The organism is Planctomycetia bacterium, from assembly GCA_015075745.1.
Lineage (GTDB): Bacteria > Planctomycetota > Phycisphaerae > UBA1845 > UTPLA1 > UTPLA1.
This window is the reverse complement of record JABTTW010000002.1, coordinates 1-19,539: the sequence shown is the minus strand read 5'-3', so window position 1 is coordinate 19,539 and position 19,539 is coordinate 1. Positions and strand designations below refer to the sequence as shown.

Here is a 19,539-nt window from a genome sequence, read left to right as displayed (position 1 = left end):
AGGCGAGATCGAATCGCGCAAACGGCGTTTTTCGTGTGCACAAAACGTGCGCAAGCTCCGATCGGGCACCGACGGTACCGCGGGAACTGCTTTCATAGGGCACCGCCGTTTCTTCGCATGCTCGCGATCCATCCCAAAGGAAGATGGCCATGGAGCCGGCAATCTGATCCTTTCTGGACAAGTCTGTGGTCATCCTTACGATGATGTGCCGTCGCACAAGCGAGTGTTATGCGACTTGCCGGGCACCAGTGGCGATCGCTCCGTCAGCAGCCGAGCGCCGTGGCGATTCCCTGGATGATGCGAAAGGGATTTCAATGGGGCGCCAACGAAAGAACACTCACACGGATCGAGTCGCGACACGTGAAGCAACGACGACGTGGAGTTCGCTAACCTGGGACGATCTGGATCTTTGGGCCGGCAGTCGCAGCGTGTCCCGTGGCCGGGCGTACCAGCGGCAGGGTCGGGTCAAAGACCTGGTCCGGGCAGAAGATGGACGGCTCCTGGCATCCGTCATAGGGAGCGACCGCTACACCACAGCGGTCTGGCTCACGCAGGGCAAGGGTCGTTCGCACAGCATTGAATCGAAGTGCACTTGTCCCCTCGGAGTGGCCTGCAAACACGCCGTTGCCGTCGTTACCGCGATTCTCGACGCGATGGCCCACGGGAATCAGGTACCGGTCGCCGACCCCGATGATCCGCGATGGAAACGGCTGTCGGGAACTGATGCAGGCCTGGACGAATTCGGAGATGACTTGGACGAGGAGGAAGACAACTTCGACGACGAATTCGAGACCCCGGAGCATGACCGTCCGGCCCGAAAAACCTCCAAGAGCAGCCGCGGCGGTGACGAAAAGCCTCGAACCCGGGCGCAGTGGGATGAGATGATCCAGTCACACATTCAAACGAAGAGCCAGGTTGAACTCGCCAGGCTGGTTTGGTCGTTTGTGGAGCGTTTTCCCGAACTGCGGGAGGAATTTCAGGAGCGCATCGCGCTGGCGAAGGGCGATGTCGGCCGGTTGGTGAATCAGGCCCGGCGCGAATTGTACGCCGTGACCGGAGAGATCGGTTGGCGGAATCGTTGGAGCAATGAAGGCCACACGCCTAACTATAGCCGGTTGAAACATAAGCTGGAGCGGCTGAATGAACTGGGGCATCACGATGAGGTGGTAGACCTGGCAGACGAACTCATCCAACGGGGCATGGATCAGGTGGAACAGTCGGACGACGAAGGCGAAACGTCGATGGAGCTTGTTGATTGTCTGGCGGTCGTGTTTAACGCCCTGGTCAAATCGAAACGCCCGGCAGCGGACAAGATTCTCCAGGCGATAGAGGCTGAGTTGCATGACGATTATGGAATCGTGGGCGAAACCACCGCCGTGGTTCTGGGTGCCGAATGGCAACCCGGGGACTGGTCCATCGTCGCCGATCGGCTGGCTGAACGGTTGAGGAAGATGCCTGCCGGGAGGGGTGGGGACGACTTCACCCGCAACTATCAGCGAGACAATGTCAGTGGCTGGTTGGGTCGCGCGCTCGAGCGCGCCGGGCGAGATGACGAACTCCTGGCATTATACGAAACCGAAGCCCGGGTGACGCATAGCTATGAGCGGCTGGTTAAGTACGTGCTCAAACAGGGTCGCCTCGAAGATGCCGAACGATGGGCCCGTGAGGGCATTGAGAAAACGCAGGAGAAATGGCCTGGCATCGCCTCTTCGCTGCTCAAGACGTTGTGTGAACTGGCCCGCCGCCGAAAGAGGTGGGACATCGTAGCCGCTCATGCTGCTCGCGATTTCTTCGAACGCCCGAGCGTGGCGGGGCTCCAAGAACTCGTCGCCGCCGCCGACAGGGCTAAGTGTGGCGAACCTGTCCGCGCCGCCGCTGTCGCATTCTTGGAATCAGGACAACCGCCGGTTCGCTGGTCGGTCAGTGACAAGGGCAAACCGAGGGGAGCCGTTGATTCGGCTTGGCCGCTGCCGACGCCCGATTATCTGACGCCGCCTTTGGGGTCGGACCGTATTCCGCGCGGTACGCCGCGCCCGCATTATGATGTGCTGCTGGAAATGGCCATCGCCGGAAAGCGACCCGACGACGTGCTCAGGTGGTACGAGAAAATGGGCGCTGCCGCGAGAGGCTCAGCCCATGGCTGGGGCGAATGGGCAGCGCACGGGTACCCGCACTATTCTGACCGTGTGGCGGTGGCGGTTGTGTCTGCCTATCCGGATCGAGCGTTGGAAATCTATCGCCGAGGACTTGACTCGAATCTGAAGCAGCCAAATACCTCGGCGTACGAAGCCTGTGCGGGCTACCTTCGCAAAATGCGTCCGATTCTGAAGTCGCTGGGGCGCGAGACCGAATGGACCAAGCTGCTGACCGACATTCGGACCAACTACCGTAACCGCCCCCGATTCATGGAGATCCTCGACAAGCTGGAGGGCCGCACAATTTTACAGACGCAGAAGGCGGGCCGTCGCCGATGAGGCGCGGCAGGACGAATGTCAGCCGGTCATGACAGCAATCTCACCAGCCGGAAACGCGATGACAACCATCATGCGCATGCTACTCAGATCCTGATGTTACTCAGAACCTGACTGCTTCCTCCGTCGATGTGACAGATTCTCATAATCGCATCGAGGACTTCATCCAAACGCGTGCCCACGTCTTCGGCCAAGTAGCGCAGCACGAGGTGTGCATCATCTTTGCACCAGGAGGTTCAAGAAACAGCATGCGGAATGAATGTAAGCCCAGCAGAACGCTGGGCTTACTCAGTCGGACCAACTTGATGTATCGGAGAGGGGGGGATTCGAACCCCCGGTACGCTTTTACACGTACACATGCTTTCCAAGCATGCACCTTCAGCCACTCGGACACCTCTCCCAATGTCTGCCGAATTCTCGGCGCGCCCCCAATCTTCGCGGAAGATTGCCCGGGCGGCAACTCCGCCGGCGCCTAGCGGGCATGCCGGAGTTCCTTGACAAATTGCTGGAATCGTCCCGCACGGACATCCCATGAATTCTGGCGGACAAATTCCTTGCATGCGTCAGAATCAGGCTGGCCTGAGGCAATCGCATCGCGCAACTGTTGGATGACCTGGTCATGATCGCGGCCGACGCGGACCAGTCCAGCGAATGAATCATGATCTGCGACGGTGGTGGTCACGACGGGCTTGGATAGCGCGAGGTACTCATAAATCTTTACTGGATTGGCGGCGGCGGTGATCTCCCCCACTTTGAAGGGCACCCAACAAACATCAAAGGCGGCGACGTATGCTGGGATGACTTCATATGGACGAGGTCCGAGGACGCGGACATTCGGGCGTTTCGAGAGGTCGGACACCGCCGACGCATTATTGTGAGGCCCGACGAAGACGAATTGCAGATTGGGCAGGGCATCCGCCGCGCGGCCGATCAGCTCCCAGTCGATCCATTCGTAAAGGGCCCCGACAAAACCGACCGTCGGCGATTGGGCCCGCGGTACATCCTGCGGGCGGGGCAATTCGGCAGCGCGTTCAATAAACGCCTGGGCATCGACGCCGTTACGGATCAACTCGATCGGCAGGTCGGGACGTATGGCTCGCAGGCCGTCGGCGAGAACCTCGGCGGTCACGACAGCGGCATCGCACCGATTGACCAGGTCTCGTTCCCAGTCCACGAGAATCCGCCGCATCGCAGGATCGGGCGCGTGCACTGACAGGCTGTCAATGCAATCGTAGATCACTTTGCCGAACCCGACTGCCTCGATCATCGGTGTCCAGACGGGTGATATCAGAATCGCGGCAGCGTCCGCCACGCTCAATCGCCGATCAAGCTGACGGCGCAGACTGACTCCACCATCGCGCATCATCTTCCGCAATCGCGTCGGCGACATCCTCGTCCACCAGCGGACGGGGTATCTCGCAGGGCCCGGCCGTATCACAAACGGCGGGGGCCGCGTGCCGGGCATTCGAAGCAGCTTTGCAAGATAGCTACGATAGGAATGCGGCGGTTCAACGAATGTGGTGGGCTGTCCGGATCTGCTCCAGGCCTCGGTCAGCATTCGCGTGCGGCCCATGAGCGGGAAGTCCCACTTAACGGCCGCGAAGGAGATGAGATGAGTCGCCATGGGGTCAGGGGGAATCATGAAGGAGCGCCGCATTCGAAAGCAAGTCGCATTCTGCAAGGCGAATGACCGGCGTCAAGGGCGGGCGGGCGACGGACGCCTCATGCCTTGCGGATCGGTCGGCCGGCCCTACCATGAAGGATCGCGTTCCATATTCGCGGGAAGCAGTGAGGAGAGCCATGGTCACAATCGGTATGAACTACAAGGTGATTCCGGGCAAGGAGGCGACTTTTGAGACCGCCTTCCGCAAAGTCATCACGGTTATGAAGGACCTGCCCGGGCACACGCATTCGAGGATGTGTCGCGACATTGACGATCCGCAGCTTTACGTGATCCTCTCGGAATGGAACGACCGCGAGGCCTTTGACGCCTTTATCGCCTCGGACGCCTTTCGTGCCGTGGCCAACTGGGGCAAGGAGCAAATCCTGATGGGCCGGCCCTCGCATACCTATTACGAACATTAGGAGGAGCGTGAACACGCACCGTCGAAGCTGGCCCTACCTCCGGACGCCGGTCGGCGTCTATTGGCTAGTGATGTCACCGATTTGTCTGCTGGAGGTGTTTCTTCTCGTCACCGACACGCCGAACTGGATTCGCATCACGGCGGGCGGCGTTCTTCTGATCACGCTCATCGCATTCCTACGAGGCTATGTCCGCCGAATCGAACTTCACGAAGAAGGCGTGCGATGGCGTACATTGCTTACTCGGCGCGAACTTCGCTGGGCTGACGTCAACTCAGTTGGAACCTATGTCCCCGGCGGAGGGTTGGGCTCGACGGAATACGCCTACCTATCAACTCGCGCAGAACCACCGACGGGCAAATGGCAAATCGATGGGCAGACATTTCAGGTGCAGAATCGCCCCGGCGTCATCGAAGCCATTGAGGCGTTTCGCTCGGGGGCTTAGGCCGAGTCGCAACTGCTAGTCTGGCTTCTTTTCGCCGGTCTCGGTGGACGGCTGCGATTCGTCGCCGTCGGGCGAATTGGGATTTCGGCCGGCCATCTGTTGGGTGATCGTTTCACGCTGTTCCGTCGTCAGCAGCTCCATCACTGAGTCGTAGAGCAATTTGGTGGACTGCTCTCTTGCCTGGCTGGAACTCGGCTGGTCCTTGACGGACTCATGATAATTTCGGAATTGCTGGTCGATTTGGGTCTTCTGGTCTTCGGTCAACCCCGGTAGTCGATCGACCATGGCCTTGAGGGCCTGGGGCGAACGGACCCGACCGCGGAAGGCGGCATTCTGGCCCATGCGCTCCATCCACAACTTCTCGAACTTCTGCTTCTGATCGTCACGCAGTAATGCAGCAATCTGATCGTGCAGCTCCTGCTGGATGTCGGCCATCTTTTCTCGCATGGGCGCGAGTTCGGACTCTCGCTGCTTTTGAATCTCGCGTAGTTGATCGGTCGCCACCCGAACCGCCTCGGCATCGCCGGCCTGCTTGGCCAGTCGAAGCCTCTCGACAAGAGCACGGGTTTGGTCCATGCCCTCGGCCGGCGGCTTGAACGAGGCGCGAACCTCCAGCAATTTCCGTCTATTCTCGCCCAGCAGTCGATTCGTCTCCTGCCGCTGGGGCTCGTCGAGGTTAAGCTCCTCGGTGAACAGGTCGAGTAGCGCCATGGGGTCGTTTCTTGACCGCATGAGTCTCTTCTGATTGAGTTCCTCAGCCTTCTGCGCGTCCTGCTCCTGCTGCTCGACACCCGTTGACTGTGCGTGTAAGAGCGTCGAGAAGGTCAACGGCAGAAGGACAAGAAGGGTGATTCGATGAAACATGCAAAGTCTCCTTAGGTCAATGCGCTGGAGTTTTTCGCGCGAGGCGACATCATACCATGGTTCCGTCCGGGGCTATGATTCGCCATTGGCCGTCGTCGTTTTCGACTTTCAATGGCCGAGGCCGGCTCAGGCGCGTGCCTGTCCCCACGATGTATCATACCCCGCTATATAAGATCAGGTTTCAATGTACTTTGTCGTCATTATGGCGTTTGCCCTGGTGCTCAGCAACGACCTCCCGACGCCGGGGCTGGACCTGTTTTCGGGCCGCAATCCCGCGGATTGGCCCGTGACTTTGGCCGTTCTGGCTGTTGCGCTGGGTCAGGTGTTATTGGTCGCCGGAGCCGCCCTACTGCTTCGCCGCGAAGTGATGAATCGGTTAAGTGGACCTTCGGCCGACCATGACGAGGCCGTTCGGCGATTCTCTCGGGCGCAGACCTGGCTGATGGGGATGATCTCCGTCGCCCTCGTTGTAACCATGGTATGCACGCCCTGGGCCAGACTCATCCGAGATACCTGGAACCTCGACCGGTTTCCGCTCGTCGGGGACTTGCTTCTGCTCATGCCGTTCTTCTCATCGTTGACGCTGGTGTGGACTATTTGGTACTCGGCGGAGCTGCGGTTGAAGTACGCGTCACTGTCGCCTGGGTCGAGCGAGCAGACCATGGATCGAGAGCGGAAAGGAACGCCGGACGAATCTCTTGGGTCGTATTTGTTCGACAAATATCGACATCAGATACTGGTCATCGCGGCGCCGATGATATTCATCGTGTTCGCCAAGCATTACACCGAGCAATATCGCATGAGCCTGTTTAAGTCGACGGGATTGCCGTGGCTTTCGGATGCGATTCTCGGCGCGGCGTCGATTGTGGTTCTCGTAGCTGCGCCGGTGATGCTTCGGTACCTGTGGTCCACGGAGCCGCTGGCAGCGGGGCCGCTTCGGGATCGTTTTGAGCAAATCTGCGAGCGGATCGGACTTCGCTATCGCGAGATACTCCTTTGGCGGACGCATGGATTGACGGTCAATGCCGCGGTGATGGGGTTTATCCCGCAGCTTCGCTACGTGCTGGTCTCCGACGCACTGGTGGAGTCGATGAAGGACGAGGAGATCGAGGCGGTCTTCGGTCATGAGGCAGGCCACGTCAAGCATTTGCATCTGCCCTTTTTCGGAGCGTTTGCCGCACTCTCGATGTATGTCTCCGGCGGATTCGTGATACTCCTTCAGGTCACGAACATTGTCAGGGATTCGGGCGCTCTTCAGATGGCGGGACTTGTGGTGCTCATGATTACCTGGCTATTCGGTTTTGGCTGGCTGTCCCGGCGATTCGAGCGTCAGGCGGACTTGTTCGGGGTTCGCTGCGTCACGCCTGACGTGACGAGTTGCCGTGCATGGTGTCCCGTGCATGGCGATGCGAAGACCAGCGGGATTTGCATTTCCGCCGCGCACCTATTTGGAAAGACGCTCTTGAAGATCGCCGCGCTGAACGGCATTCCGCGCAGCGCGCCGAGCTGGCGACACGGAAGCATTGAATCACGCTGCAGGCTTCTGGAGAAACTTGCGGCCAGCCCGTCGGAGTGTGCGCGTTTTGATCGCAGCCTGCGGCGGATCAAGATCGGCCTGGCCGTTCTTACATTGGCCGGGACAATCGGGGCGGCGGCGTTCTATTATGACGGCGTCGCCCGGGCACTTGGATGGAAATGAGGGTGTCGGCCGAGTCTGTCGCGCGACGCGAGCCGAGGCAACCCGGGAACTTGTCTGCGAAGGTGAAGTAATCGATGTTAACAATTTGCCTTCGCGCATCCGACGGTGAGCCAGCAGCAGCGTTGTTTGAAAGGGCCGCGGCGGCGCAATTCCAGGCGGTAGAATTCCCTTTCGCAGGCAAGGGTTCGCAGGAAGAGCGCTCCCCTGATCATGAGCTGCACGCTCTACGCGAAGCGGCCGACCGGGCAGTTATTCGGATCGGCGCCCTACGTATCGACTGCGACGGTGTTGTCTCGTTTGGTGATCCATCCGAAGAATCACGCAGGTCGGCAGCGGCGATGATTCGTGGGGCGATTGATGCCGCGGTTGTGTGTGGCGCCTCGGTTGTTGTCGTTCCGCCTGAGTTGTTTCGTCGCAAGGATGCCTCCCGGCTTCCACGAGATGAGGCCTATGCAAAGTTACTGGATGCGTTCTCACAGATCAGGTTTTGCGCGCTTCATCGCGGCGTTACCGTCGCCTGCGACTTCTGCCGATCGCCGGCGTTCACATCGGCGGGCGAAGCGAGGAACTTTGTCGATTGGGTGAATTCGCCATTTGTCGGCGTCTCAATGACGACCTCCGAGGACCAAGGGCCGGAGACCGCGACGGAGTGGATTGCGCTGCTCGGGCACCGCGTGAAGCACGTCTCGGTTGAGACGACGTCAAAAGATTTGAGCGCCGCGTTTGTCGCGCTGGGCGCGGCTCAATTTGACGGTGTCATCTCCGTCGGCGGAGCGGATTCGGGGGCGCTGCGAGCCGAGTTGGGCAGAATAGTCGGTTTGAACGCTGCCACGTGACGGCGGCTCATGCCGAGACCATTCCGATTATTGACCGATCGACGTATCCAACTTAGACTCGATCCCAGTTGAATCTTTTCTCACTGAGGCCGGCGATGACGCAGAGTACCAGCGACAGCAGCCACTTCGGTCGCCTCATTATTCGCGGGAGCATCACCGCTGAAGAGCTTTACAGCGGACAGTACATTCGTTACTGCCCCACCGACGCTTGGCGACCCAATCTCAACATTTACGAGTCAGCCGACTCGTTTCTTGTGTGTATTGATCTGGCGGGGATGAAAGTCGACGGCATCCACGTTGACGTACAGGACAAGGCCCTCGTTATCCGTGGAGAACGTACTGCACCCATGCCGCCTCACGGCCAGAAGGTCAGCGGCGTTCACCTGATGGAAATCGACATGGGCGTATTCTGTCGCCAGGTCGAGCTTCCCGCCGCGGTGAATCGGGACGAGATTAGCGCCCAATACCGTGAAGGACTGCTGTGGGTGACGCTTCCCAAGAGGGCGTGAACTGCACCTGCTTTCCGGCTGCGGATGTCGCAGGCTGGCGGTCCGTCATGGGAAGGGGACTGAGGCAAATTGATGAGCGTGGATAACGACGAACTGGATCGGCTGCTGAGCGACCCTGAATCGCAGTCAGATGCGATCAACGTGGCGATCGGCGCGGTTGCCGACGGCACGGCCGACTTGCCCGGCGCCGATCGACCGATCGAGATTCCCGAGCTCCTTCCCGTCTTGCCGATTCGAGACATGGTCGTCTTTCCGGGGACCATCGTTCCGCTGACCGTGGGGCGCGACAAGTCGCGTAAACTGATCGATGCGGTGATTACCGGGTCAAAGATTCTCGGCGTCGTTACCCAGCGTGACGCAACCAAAGAAGACCCGGGGATTGGCGATGTATACCGTGTCGGCACGGTCGTCACGATACTCAAGTTGATCAATGTCCCCGAGGGGCAGCAGTCCATCATTGTCCACGGCCTGCTTAGATTCGGCATTGAGGAATTCACCCAGACCGACCCCTACCTCATCGCCCGGGCACATACGAGGGAGGACACTTACCCAGCCAACACGGAGATGGACGCCCTGATCGAATCGGCGAAGTCCCAGGCTGGGCGGGTCATCGAACTGACGCCGGGCGTACCCGAAGAAGCCCTGGTCATACTGAACAGCATCACCAAGCCGAGCAGCCTGGCGGACTTTCTCGCGGCGAACCTATCTCTCAACGCGATCGAGAAGCAGGAGATCCTCGAGACATTTGACGTGCGCGACCGGCTGCGAAAGATTAATCGAGCGATTGCCCATCAGATCGAGATTCTCGAACTCTCATCGAAGATTCAGGAGCAAGTCAAAAGCGAGATCGACAAAACTCAGCGGGAGTACTACCTCCAGGAGCAGATGCGGGCCATCCAAAAGGAGCTTGGCGAGACTGACAGCCGCCAGGTGGAACTCGATGAGCTGCGCAAGGCCGTCGCCGAGGCCAAGATGCCGGAGGTGGTGCAGAAGGAGGCCGACCGGGAACTGGAACGGCTTGCGCGGACGAACCAGGCGTCGCCGGAGTACAGCGGCTCGGTGGATTATCTTCGCTGGCTCTGCGAACTTCCGTGGTCCAAGTCCTCCAAGGACAAGCTCGATCTCAGCCAGGCCCAGAAGATTCTGAATCAAGATCACTTCGGCCTGGACAAGGTCAAGAAGCGCATCCTCGAGTATCTCTCGGTGCGCAAGCTCAACCCTGGCGGGCGTGGGCCGATACTCTGTCTTGCCGGTCCGCCGGGGGTGGGTAAGACGTCGCTGGGCCGATCAATTGCCCGGGCATTGGGTCGAGAATTCATTCGCATGTCCGTCGGCGGGGTACGCGACGAGGCGGACATTCGCGGCCATCGCCGGACCTACATTGGCTCGCTGCCAGGCCGAATCATTCAGGAGATTCGTAAGGTCGGGGCGAACAATCCGGTGTTTATGATCGACGAGGTTGACAAGATCGGAAGCGACTTCCGGGGTGATCCTTCCTCGGCCCTGCTGGAAGTGCTCGACCCTGAACAGAACCACACATTTCAGGATCACTATCTCGGCGTGCCGTTCGACTTGTCCAAGGTGTTCTTCATTTGCACGGCCAACTACATGGAAGCTGTTCCGCCGGCGTTGAAGGACCGAATGGAGGTCATCCGGATTCCCGGCTACACGAGCCACGACAAAATGTTCATCGCCAAGAAATATCTCGTGCCGCGGCAACTCGAGCATGCGGGCATCACCGCGAGTCAGTTGAAGTTCTCAGACGACGCCCTGGAATTGATCATCGAGTCCTACACGGCCGAGGCAGGCGTTCGCAATCTGGACCGCGAGATCGGCGGCGTGTGCCGCGGAGTGGCGGCGCTGATTGCCCGATCCAAAAAGTACCCGAAGCTCGTCAAGGCGAAAGACATTTCCGACTTCCTCGGCCCCATCAAGTACGAACCGGAAGTTGCCCTGAGGACGAGCTCCCCCGGCGTCGTCACCGGCCTTGCCTGGACGCCGGTCGGCGGCGAAATCCTTTTTGTCGAAGCCACGAGTATGCCCGGTAAGGGGGCTTTTCAGCTCACGGGACAACTCGGCGATGTGATGAAGGAGAGCGTGCAGGCGGCCTTCAGCGTCCTGCGATCCAACGCCGAGAAATACGGCATCGACAGCAAACACCTCACCGAGATAGACATACACGTCCACGTGCCGGCTGGGGCGGTCCCGAAGGATGGCCCCTCCGCGGGCATCGCCATGTTCACGGCCTTGGTATCGCTTTTGACCGGCCGCCCCTGCCGAAGCGACGTGGCCATGACCGGCGAAATTACGCTTCGCGGGCTGGTTTTGCCGATCGGAGGGCTCAAGGAAAAGACCCTTGCCGCGCACCGCGCCGGAATCAAGACCATCATCATACCTCTCCGAAACAAGAAGGACCTCACGGAGATTCCCGCCGACTTCCGCAAGCAGATCAAGTTTGTCTGCTGTAAGGACGTGGGAGAGGTCTTGCGGGCCGCGCTTGAGCGCGAACCGGCCAAGCCCAGGCCCAAGCGTCCGAAGGGTGCGGACAGTGCCGGCAAGCGCATTCGTCCTCGCTCAGGTGGGCGGGCCTCCACCAAGCCCCCCCAAGTTGCCGCACGGCAGTGAGGCGCCGGCGATGAAGCTGCAAGAGAGCTGGGGACGATGGGCAGTCGTTCTGCTTTCCGCGGCGATCGCATGGTGGCTCTTCGCCGACACATATCGTCGCTATGTTCCCGCGGAGTCCAGCAGGGACATTCTCAGATTCAGCTATTGGGGATCCATCGATGACAAACAAATGTGGGATGAGATCATCGCGCGTTTTGAGTCGGCCGAGCCGCAATGGAGAATTCACGGGGAGTGGCTGCCGCTCTACGGATATGCGACCAAGTTGGATCAGCAATTCGTCGCCGGGGGGGCGCCGGACATTATCCTCTTTCAGGATGAGCCATTCCCTCGGCGCGCGGGCGAGCAGTTTGCCGACCTCGATGAGTTCCTGGACAACGACGCAACCGCGCAGCGCTTGCTGGAGGACTGCCGGCCGACTGCAAGGGCATCATTCATGCACAATGGAAGCCTGCGCGGCTTTCCGATCATGGGCGGAAATGTCCTGGTGTTCTGTAATCTCGACGCCTTCGATCGTGCAGCCCGGTCGCGAGGCGAGGCGATTGCACTGCCCGCGAACGACTGGACACTCGACGACTTCGTTGAGCTGGCGATCAAGCTCACGGTCGATCTCGACGGTGACGGACGGATCGACCAATTCGGATTCATGCAGCCGCAATGGGTTTACTATCTGCCCTTTATCTGGTCGCATGGCGCCGCGCTGCTCGATGAATCGCTGACCCGATGGACCTTCACCGGGCCGGAGGCGATCGCCTCGCTGAGCATGTTCGCCGACCTTCGGCACCGTTGGCACGTGACGCCGCTGCCCTCGGAATACGCTGGGCAAAACTTTGACACTGCATTTCTCTCGGGGCGCGTGGCCATGTGCATCAATGGGCCGTGGTTCGAGCAGTTTCTCATGCAGACAGGATTGAAGCTTCGCCACAGCGTGGCTCCGATTCCGCGGGGACCGGGCGGCTCGGCAACGCGCGTCACCTGGGATGCCCTGTGCGTTTACACGAAAAGTTCCGCGAGAAAAAGGGAAGCTGCATGGCGATTCCTGAAGACCGCGATGAGCGATGAGGCACAGGCTTCAATTGCTCGACGACTGCGGGCCGTTCCGGCGAGGAAGTCCGCGGCCGAGCGATTTGTTCATGCCGGCGGCGGACCGGGAAGCCCGGCAGCCATGTTTGTCGACGCGATGAGCTCCGGCCGAATGCAACCCATCACCGAACATTGGGAGACCATGTCTCGACCGATCGCGCGACACGTGACGTCGCTGCTGTTTGACGGACCGGCACGACGCACGCCTGAGCAGGTCGTTGACGCGCTTCGGACCGATGTGGACATTCAGCGGTGTTTCGGGAGATAAATCATGTCTCACCTGCCGCAATTAGAAGCGTCTCGCTCGGCTCGATTTGCCGCGCCGTGGATGACGGGGGTGATGCTCCTTTATGCGGTGCCGATGCTGGTGCTCGCCGTTGTAAGCTGCACGCGATGGGATGGACGGTCGCTTTCGACGATGCAATGGGTCGGGGCTGAGAATTTTAAGCGGCTGTTGACCGATCCTGGTCTTCGCAAGGCTGTCTTAAACAGTGTGACGTATACGGCGATGAACGTGCCGGCTCAGCTCTTGGCCGGACTCATTTTGGCCCTGGTCATACGTCGATCAAGGCAAGTCGGTCTCTGGGCGACGATTTACTATCTGCCGCACGTTCTGGGCGGCGTCGCGACGATCCTTGTCTGGTGGTGGCTGCTCAATCCGCAGATCGGCCCGATCAATTCGTGGCTTGAGGCGCTCCACGACATTGTTGACCGCGCTGCTCGCGCGCTGGGCGGGAGCGGACTGGGCGCCTGGTCGCCTCCTCCATGGCTTTACGATCCCGGATGGGCCAAGCCTTCACTGGTGCTGATGAATGTTTGGCAGTGCGGCGGCGGCATGTTGATCATCCTCGCCGCGCTCATGCGAACAGACCCGGCGATCGAGGAGGCGGCGATGGTGGATGGCGCCGGCCGTTTCAGTCGATTCATGAGCATCACGCTGCCGCAGGTTTCGCCGGCGCTGCTGTTCAATACGTTGACGGGGGTGATTTTCTCCATGCAGAGCTTCAGCGAGCCCATGCTGCTGAGTAACTTTCAGCAGCAGGAGAGCCTGCTTTTCTATTCACTCTATCTCTATCAGTGCGCATTTGAGCGGGGTCAGTTCGGATATGCGGCGGCGATGGCCTGGGCACTTCTGGGATTGCTAATCGCCTTTACCGTCTCCACCGTCTTGCTCACGCGGCGATGGGTGCAGCACGAAATGGAATCGGTGTAGGCTTTCGACGGCCACGACCCCACTCCTTTAGGCAGCAATTGCGGGCGGCTTTCCCATGCCCGCGCCGAGTAGTATCATGCCTTTCGGTTGCAAGCAGATTCATCTTATGAGGAGTCATCACCATGCGACGCGCGAAGATTACCGTCATCGGAGCCGGAAACGTTGGATCCACCTGCGCCCACTGGGCCGCCGCCAAGGAATTGGGCGACATTGTCCTTCTCGACATCGTTGAAGGGATGCCTCAGGGGAAAGGCCTCGATCTGAGGCAGGCCAGCCCTGTGGAACGGTTCGACGCGAACATCATCGGAACGAACAGCTACGACGATACGAAGAACTCGGACATCGTCATCATTACCAGTGGCATCGCGCGCAAGCCGGGTATGAGCCGCGACGATTTGATGTCCACCAACATGAAGATCGTCCGCACGGTCAGTGAGGAGGCGGTCAAGCAGAGCCCCAACGCCGTTTACATTCTCGTCTCCAATCCGCTCGACGCGATGGTGCAGACCTGCTGGAAGGCGACGGGCCTTCCGACCAAGCAGATTGTCGGGCAGGCGGGCGTGCTGGACACGGCGAGGTATCGCACTTTTCTATCGATGGAGCTCGGGTGCAGCGTCGAGGATATCGTCGCGGTGCTGATGGGCGGCCACGGCGACGACATGGTGCCGCTGCCGCGCTATACCAGCGTCGCGGGCATTCCGGTGACGGAGTTGATCCCCAAGGATCGTCTGGACGCCATCGTCAAGCGCACGCGCGACGGCGGCGCGGAGATTGTCGGCCTCCTCAAGACGGGCAGCGCGTATTACGCCCCCGCCGCGGCGACGGTGCAAATGGCCGAGGCGATCATCAAGGACAAGAAACGCATCCTGCCCTGCGCGGCGTACTGCAAGAGCGAGTACGGCGTCGGCGGCTACTTTGTCGGCGTGCCGTGCATGCTGGGCGCCGGCGGCGTGGAGAAGGTGATTGAGGTCAAGCTGGATGCGGATGAGCGGAAGCTCTTCGACGCCAGCGTGACGCACGTGAAGGAACTGGTCGCGTGGGTGGAGAAGAACTGGGCGTAATTACCACGCCCAAGGTAGTCGCTTAGGTCGTTCGTTCGCCGCGAGTGAAGGCACTAATGAACTCGTTTATTCGAAACATTGACGGGCTCAATGCACGCGGGGTGCAGTACGAATTCGTCGGTAGCTTTCGATGACAATTGAACCTCGAGACAGCAATCACCTTCAACTTCCGGTCCGCAAGTGGACTGAACAGGAAGAGGCTGAGCTGCGCGAGTTTGCTGCGTTGACACCCACTCAGAAATACCGGCTGCTCTTGCAAACGATTGAGTTTCTGCAGGCGATTGATAAAGCACGGCCCAACATGGAAAGGCGTACGAACTCGGGTCACGAACTTGGCAATTCTTAGGGCGACGGATAACTACTATGGCTACAACCCCCATGCGGCGACTTACCGGGACAGCACTCCTTGCGATAGTCTTTGCCGGCTGCGGGCATCAGTACCGCATTGTTGGCGAGTCGGACACGGACGACGCGATCGCCGTCAGCATCATGAAGCTCCGCCCCGGTCTGCCGCCTGAGCGGATTTACTACACGGAGCTCACCGCGAATGACACGGTTTTCTCGTTTGACGAGCGTGTCAGCGAGTCTGATGCCCGGGTGGAGGCATGGTTTGAGCTTAGGAACAATCCCACGTCTCGGACTGTCTATTCCCTTCCGCCGGGCAAGCGACTCCGCGTGAAATTGGACGAAGACGACAACCGCGTGGTGATCGAGGAAACGAAGATCGACGGCGATGACGACCTGGACGATGATTGATCTCAGTCGATTAGAGCTATTCTGACCGCATTCCTTTGATGGGGCATTCGCCAATCCGGCCGAAGGGGCAAGCCTTTTCCAGTCCCCAATTATGGGGTGCGTAAATTTCCCTGATTTTTTTTTGAACGACGCGTGTATGTGACCACGCGCATCCCGCACTAAGACTCAGACCTTTTTGCGAGTCCTTGGCGACGAGCCCGGTACCAGGCATTCAGTCGCCGGCGGCCAAGCAGCGGGTCTCCTCGCGTTCTTGTTAAGGGATGGTGTTTCGATGAAGCGCGGATTTTCAAAAAACCTGTTCACGAGCCTTTCACTCAGTTGCGTCCTTTTCTGCGTCGGAGCATGTGGAACGAGTGTCCTTCCTCCGGATGCCCCCGGAAACAACAAGGGGAACCCGCCTCCCGGCGGCGGCAATCCTGCACCGGTCGGCACCACTGTTAAGGCTGATGCGGCCTTCGATCGAACGGGCACGCTGCGAAGCGACGGATTGTTCTTGTCGATGGTGGGATCCAACTTCGTCATTGCCGGCGATGAAGGCAATACGAACCTCGGACAGCGGGCCATCATGAGTGTGGTGCTGAATCAGGTTCCGGCCGGCGCGAACGTGACCAAGGCTGTTCTTAAGGTTCGCCGATTTATTTCGGAAGGCAACCCGTTCGGAAAGTTTGGCGCCATGACGGTCGATCACATCAACGCCGTTTCAAGCATCAGCGCGGGCAATTTCCTTGGCAGCACGCTGGCGTCCTCGATCGCGACCATCAATCCGGCGGCGGGCGTAAATGCGAATGCGAACCTGGAACTGGATGTAACGGCTCAGGTGAAAGCGGACCTCGCGGCGGGACGCCCGATCTCCTCGTTCCGGTTCCAGTTCAACAACGGTCCGTCGCTGGACGGGACGTTTGATCAGGTGTTCTTCTTCGCCGAACAGAACGATGAGACGATGCGGCCGACCGTGACGGTGACGATCGCCCCGTAGGTCTGATCGAGGTTCCAAGATTGAAACAATCACGAGGGTGCGGGCAAGTCGCCTGCACCCTCTCTTTTTTTGCCGGAGAGCTGCAGTAAGTCAGTTACTTTCCGCTACTGGCTAAGCGGCGCGCAGCGGCGAGGTAGAACTCGTACGCGGCCTTCACTTCTGCAAGGGTGTCACCGGCAAACTTGTCCAGGAATGCCCGGGCGATTTCGAAGGCCACCACGTTTTCCGCGACAACACTGGCGGCGGGAACGGCACAGATGTCGCTGCGCTCGTAGTCGCTTCGTTCGGCCGTGAGTGACTCCAGATTCACGCTATCCAGCCCTTTGAGCAGCGTGCTGATCGGCTTCATCACTCCACGCACGATGAGCGGCATTCCGTTGGTCATGCCGCCCTCCAGACCACCGGCGTTGTTGGATCGCCGAACAAAGCCGAGATTCGGCGACTGTCTCTGGGCGGCGTCGTAGTCCATCTCATCGTGCACCTGGCTGCCCGGCCGCTCCGCACAGCCGAAGCCAAGGCCGATTTCAACGCCCTTGAATGCCTGAATGGCCCCCACTGCACCTATGATGCGCCCATCAAGTTTGTCCTGCCATCGAGCGCAGCTTCCCAGCCCGGGCGGCAGGCCGAATGCCCGGACCTCGACGATACCACCAAGTGTATCCTTGTCGGCCTTGGCTTTTTTGATCGCGTCGATCATCGCGGCGGACGCTGCGGCATCCGGGCAGTACACCTCGCTCGCGTCTCGAGTGGATCGCAGTTCCGCGACGGTCAAATTGACGCCGACTGAGGCTCGTACGGCGCCGATCTGGGCAACGAATCCCGCCAATTCGATGCCGAACTCTTTGAGAAGCAGTGCGGCGACAGCCCCTGCCGCCACGCGCGAGGCCGTTTCTCGGGCACTTGCCCGTTCCAGCGTCGCCCGGCAATCGGTGGTCAGCCACTTCATCGATCCGGCGAAGTCTGCATGTCCGGGTCGTGGCCGGTGAATGGGCGGGGCCTGATCGATTCGCCAATCCTTGTTGGCGATTTGCATGGCCAAAGGAGAGGCGATGCTTACACCACTTCGCACGCCGGAAAGGATGTTGATCGTGTCGTGCTCAATCTTCATCCGTCCGCCGCGGCCGAATCCGCCCTGCCGACGGCGTAGGGCGTTGTTCACGGCCGGCTCGTCGATTGTGATTCCAGCCGGTAGTCCCTCGACGAGGACGATCAGCGCCTGCCCATGTGATTCGCCCGCAGTGCGATAATCAAGTTGAGTCATGCCGCGATTATATGCGTCGGCGGCACACGCCGCGATTATTGGACACCCGCCCGGCGACCCCCTCCATTCCACAAGCCGCTGGAGGTGTCAGCCGATCAAACCTATGAGACGATTCCCTGGGGATCACCGCCAATTAGTCGACTTTTGGGAGAATCACACATGCCTGCGCTTCAATCGTCGCCGCAGACTCAGTCGGTCGGCCATCAAAGTTCACTGGGCTTGCCTTCCCAAGATGCACCGGCAGCGAAGTTCGTCCCGATTCCTCCGAGGAACTTCAAGGAGGCCGGCCTGGATCCCGGAATCGTCGAGGCCCTCATTCTTAAGTACATCGCCTCGATTGGATCAGCGACCGGTGCAACAATCTCGGCCGATCTCTGCCTTCCGGCGGAGTCGGTCGTCCAGATGCTGGCTTCGCTCAAGCAGCAGCAGATCGTCGTTTACGTCGGCGCTGCGACCATGGGCGACTTCAACTACACGCTGACCGACACCGGACGGGACCGGGCACGGCGATTCCAACTCGAATCGCTCTATGTAGGCCCCGCACCGGTTCCGCTCGATCAATACATCGCGAGTGTCAAAGCTCAGACCATTACGACCATGACGCCGCGTTACGAGGAACTGAAGCAGGCGTTTCGCGATCTGCTTATTTCCGAGGAGATGTTTCAGATACTTGGTCCGGCGATCAACTCCGGCCGCGGTATGTTTCTCTATGGATACCCGGGGAATGGAAAGACCAGTATTGCCGAGCGCATCACGCGATGCTTCGGCGATGAAATCTACATTCCGCGGTGCCTCATCGTGGACGGGCTGGTGATCAAGGTCTTCGATGCCGCCAACCACGAGGAGATTGCAGTCAACCGGGACAGCATCCTGAAGAAGGACAAGTTCGACCCTCGCTGGGTCAAGATCAAGCGACCGACCATCGTGGTTGGTGGTGAATTGACCATGGAGTCGCTCGAAGTTCAGTACAACGCCACCAGCAAGACCTGCGAGGCGCCGACGCAGCTCAAGAGCAACGGCGGCACGCTGGTGATCGACGACTTCGGCCGCCAGCGCATGAAGCCGATCGAGCTGCTTAACCGATGGATCGTCCCGCTCGAAAAGCGATATGACTACCTGGCCCTTCCGAACGGCAAGAAGGTGCAGGTCCCGTTCGATCAGCTCATTATTTTCTCGACGAATCTTGAGCCCAAGGACCTTTGTGACGACGCGTTTCTTCGCCGAATTCCCTACAAGATCAACGTGCCGGACCCGACGGAAGAGCAATTCAGAAAGCTGTTCGATTTTGTCGCTCCGGCAATGGGCTTTGAGATGAACGCAGAGTCCAAGGCGGCGATCGACTACCTGGTGGCGACGCACTACATCGACAAGCGGCCCTTCCGATGCTGCCAGCCGCGCGATCTGATGTTGCAGGTGCGAAACCGCTGCCTTTATCTGGGTCAGGAACGAAGGCTCTCGCCGGAGCTTTTCGACTACGCGGCCAGCGTCTATTTCACCATCATGTAAGTGGTTGCTTGGCAAGGCGCCGTCGCCCCGGTGGGCTGATTTCACAAATTGGCCCCATCGCGAAAAAATGGCTCGCTAGTTCTGTGCGTACGCATTGGAATCGCTTCGCGCATGGGCTATACTCGGTCAGGCAGCACTAGGGAAATCCGCCCTAA

Annotated in this window: 16 protein-coding genes and 1 tRNA gene; 13 read left to right on the top strand and 4 right to left on the bottom strand. The window is 59.6% G+C overall.

Annotation, left to right across the window (positions count from 1 at the left end; all coding sequences use genetic code 11):
- Window positions 1-314: 314 nt before the first annotated feature.
- Entirely contained in the window at window positions 315-2,474 is a 2,160-nt protein-coding gene (locus HS101_13640) for an SWIM zinc finger domain-containing protein (protein ID MBE7507307.1), read from the top strand.
- Window positions 2,475-2,782: 308 nt separating this feature from the next.
- On the opposite strand, the gene HS101_13635 is transcribed toward HS101_13640, so the two are convergent.
- Together HS101_13635 and HS101_13630 are read right to left on the bottom strand one after the other, a co-directional pair.
- A tRNA-Ser gene (locus HS101_13635) sits at window positions 2,783-2,871 on the bottom strand.
- Between the two features lie 72 nt (window positions 2,872-2,943).
- Entirely contained in the window at window positions 2,944-4,095 is a 1,152-nt protein-coding gene (locus HS101_13630) for a glycosyltransferase (protein MBE7507306.1), read from the bottom strand.
- Between the two features lie 176 nt (window positions 4,096-4,271).
- On the opposite strand from HS101_13630, the gene HS101_13625 reads away from it, so the two are divergent.
- Together HS101_13625 and HS101_13620 are read left to right on the top strand one after the other, a co-directional pair.
- The gene (locus HS101_13625) at window positions 4,272-4,556 is read left to right on the top strand and encodes an antibiotic biosynthesis monooxygenase (protein MBE7507305.1); all 285 of its coding nucleotides are present in this window, start codon (window positions 4,272-4,274) and stop codon (window positions 4,554-4,556) included.
- 7 nt (window positions 4,557-4,563) lie between these two features.
- Window positions 4,564-4,998 carry a hypothetical protein gene (locus HS101_13620; GenBank protein ID MBE7507304.1) on the top strand — a complete coding sequence of 145 codons (435 nt, stop codon included), beginning with the start codon at window positions 4,564-4,566 and terminating at the stop codon, window positions 4,996-4,998.
- 15 nt (window positions 4,999-5,013) lie between these two features.
- On the opposite strand, the gene HS101_13615 is transcribed toward HS101_13620, so the two are convergent.
- The gene (locus HS101_13615; protein MBE7507303.1) at window positions 5,014-5,862 is read right to left on the bottom strand and encodes a hypothetical protein; all 849 of its coding nucleotides are present in this window, start codon (window positions 5,860-5,862) and stop codon (window positions 5,014-5,016) included.
- 184 nt (window positions 5,863-6,046) lie between these two features.
- Here HS101_13615 and HS101_13610 point away from each other — a divergent pair, with 184 nt between their 5' ends.
- From HS101_13610 to HS101_13570, 9 genes are all read left to right on the top strand, one after another.
- Complete coding sequence (locus tag HS101_13610; protein ID MBE7507302.1) at window positions 6,047-7,561, top strand: M48 family metalloprotease; 1,515 nt, start codon at window positions 6,047-6,049, stop codon at window positions 7,559-7,561.
- A gap of 74 nt (window positions 7,562-7,635) precedes the next feature.
- The gene (locus tag HS101_13605) at window positions 7,636-8,397 is read left to right on the top strand and encodes a TIM barrel protein (GenBank protein ID MBE7507301.1); all 762 of its coding nucleotides are present in this window, start codon (window positions 7,636-7,638) and stop codon (window positions 8,395-8,397) included.
- A 95-nt stretch (window positions 8,398-8,492) separates the two neighbouring features.
- Entirely contained in the window at window positions 8,493-8,906 is a 414-nt protein-coding gene (locus HS101_13600; protein MBE7507300.1) for an Hsp20/alpha crystallin family protein, read from the top strand.
- Between the two features lie 72 nt (window positions 8,907-8,978).
- Entirely contained in the window at window positions 8,979-11,531 is a 2,553-nt protein-coding gene (gene lon / locus HS101_13595; protein MBE7507299.1) for an endopeptidase La, read from the top strand.
- 10 nt (window positions 11,532-11,541) lie between these two features.
- Window positions 11,542-12,879, top strand: coding sequence for a sugar ABC transporter substrate-binding protein (locus HS101_13590; protein ID MBE7507298.1), 1,338 nt, complete (start codon window positions 11,542-11,544; stop codon window positions 12,877-12,879).
- A 3-nt stretch (window positions 12,880-12,882) separates the two neighbouring features.
- A complete protein-coding gene (locus tag HS101_13585) occupies window positions 12,883-13,824 on the top strand; it encodes a sugar ABC transporter permease (GenBank protein ID MBE7507297.1) in 942 nt (313 codons plus the stop codon).
- A 122-nt stretch (window positions 13,825-13,946) separates the two neighbouring features.
- Entirely contained in the window at window positions 13,947-14,885 is a 939-nt protein-coding gene (mdh, locus tag HS101_13580) for a malate dehydrogenase (GenBank protein ID MBE7507296.1), read from the top strand.
- Between the two features lie 363 nt (window positions 14,886-15,248).
- Window positions 15,249-15,641, top strand: coding sequence for a hypothetical protein (locus HS101_13575; GenBank protein MBE7507295.1), 393 nt, complete (start codon window positions 15,249-15,251; stop codon window positions 15,639-15,641).
- A 271-nt stretch (window positions 15,642-15,912) separates the two neighbouring features.
- Window positions 15,913-16,617, top strand: coding sequence for a hypothetical protein (locus HS101_13570; protein MBE7507294.1), 705 nt, complete (start codon window positions 15,913-15,915; stop codon window positions 16,615-16,617).
- A 94-nt stretch (window positions 16,618-16,711) separates the two neighbouring features.
- On the opposite strand, the gene aroC is transcribed toward HS101_13570, so the two are convergent.
- Window positions 16,712-17,878 carry a chorismate synthase gene (gene aroC / locus HS101_13565; protein ID MBE7507293.1) on the bottom strand — a complete coding sequence of 389 codons (1,167 nt, stop codon included), beginning with the start codon at window positions 17,876-17,878 and terminating at the stop codon, window positions 16,712-16,714.
- Window positions 17,879-18,091: 213 nt separating this feature from the next.
- On the opposite strand from aroC, the gene HS101_13560 reads away from it, so the two are divergent.
- Window positions 18,092-19,384 (top strand): AAA family ATPase, encoded by a 1,293-nt coding sequence (locus tag HS101_13560; GenBank protein MBE7507292.1) that lies wholly within the window; start codon window positions 18,092-18,094, stop codon window positions 19,382-19,384.
- The last annotated feature ends 155 nt before the right edge of the window (window positions 19,385-19,539 follow it).

Bases quoted from the DNA above. Each gene is read 5' to 3' on its own strand.
- HS101_13615 (MBE7507303.1), bottom strand. From the start codon at position 5,862: ATGTTTCATCGAATCACCCTTCTTGTCCTTCTGCCGTTGACCTTCTCG.
- HS101_13625 (MBE7507305.1), top strand. From the start codon at position 4,272: ATGGTCACAATCGGTATGAACTACAAGGTGATTCCGGGCAAGGAGGCG.
- HS101_13585 (MBE7507297.1), top strand. From the start codon at position 12,883: ATGTCTCACCTGCCGCAATTAGAAGCGTCTCGCTCGGCTCGATTTGCC.
- HS101_13630 (MBE7507306.1), bottom strand. From the start codon at position 4,095: ATGGCGACTCATCTCATCTCCTTCGCGGCCGTTAAGTGGGACTTCCCG.
- HS101_13610 (MBE7507302.1), top strand. From the start codon at position 6,047: ATGTACTTTGTCGTCATTATGGCGTTTGCCCTGGTGCTCAGCAACGAC.
- HS101_13640 (MBE7507307.1), top strand. From the start codon at position 315: ATGGGGCGCCAACGAAAGAACACTCACACGGATCGAGTCGCGACACGT.
- HS101_13590 (MBE7507298.1), top strand. From the start codon at position 11,542: ATGAAGCTGCAAGAGAGCTGGGGACGATGGGCAGTCGTTCTGCTTTCC.
- HS101_13570 (MBE7507294.1), top strand. From the start codon at position 15,913: ATGAAGCGCGGATTTTCAAAAAACCTGTTCACGAGCCTTTCACTCAGT.
- HS101_13600 (MBE7507300.1), top strand. From the start codon at position 8,493: ATGACGCAGAGTACCAGCGACAGCAGCCACTTCGGTCGCCTCATTATT.
- HS101_13605 (MBE7507301.1), top strand. From the start codon at position 7,636: ATGTTAACAATTTGCCTTCGCGCATCCGACGGTGAGCCAGCAGCAGCG.
- aroC (MBE7507293.1), bottom strand. From the start codon at position 17,878: ATGACTCAACTTGATTATCGCACTGCGGGCGAATCACATGGGCAGGCG.
- mdh (MBE7507296.1), top strand. From the start codon at position 13,947: ATGCGACGCGCGAAGATTACCGTCATCGGAGCCGGAAACGTTGGATCC.
- HS101_13575 (MBE7507295.1), top strand. From the start codon at position 15,249: ATGGCTACAACCCCCATGCGGCGACTTACCGGGACAGCACTCCTTGCG.
- lon (MBE7507299.1), top strand. From the start codon at position 8,979: ATGAGCGTGGATAACGACGAACTGGATCGGCTGCTGAGCGACCCTGAA.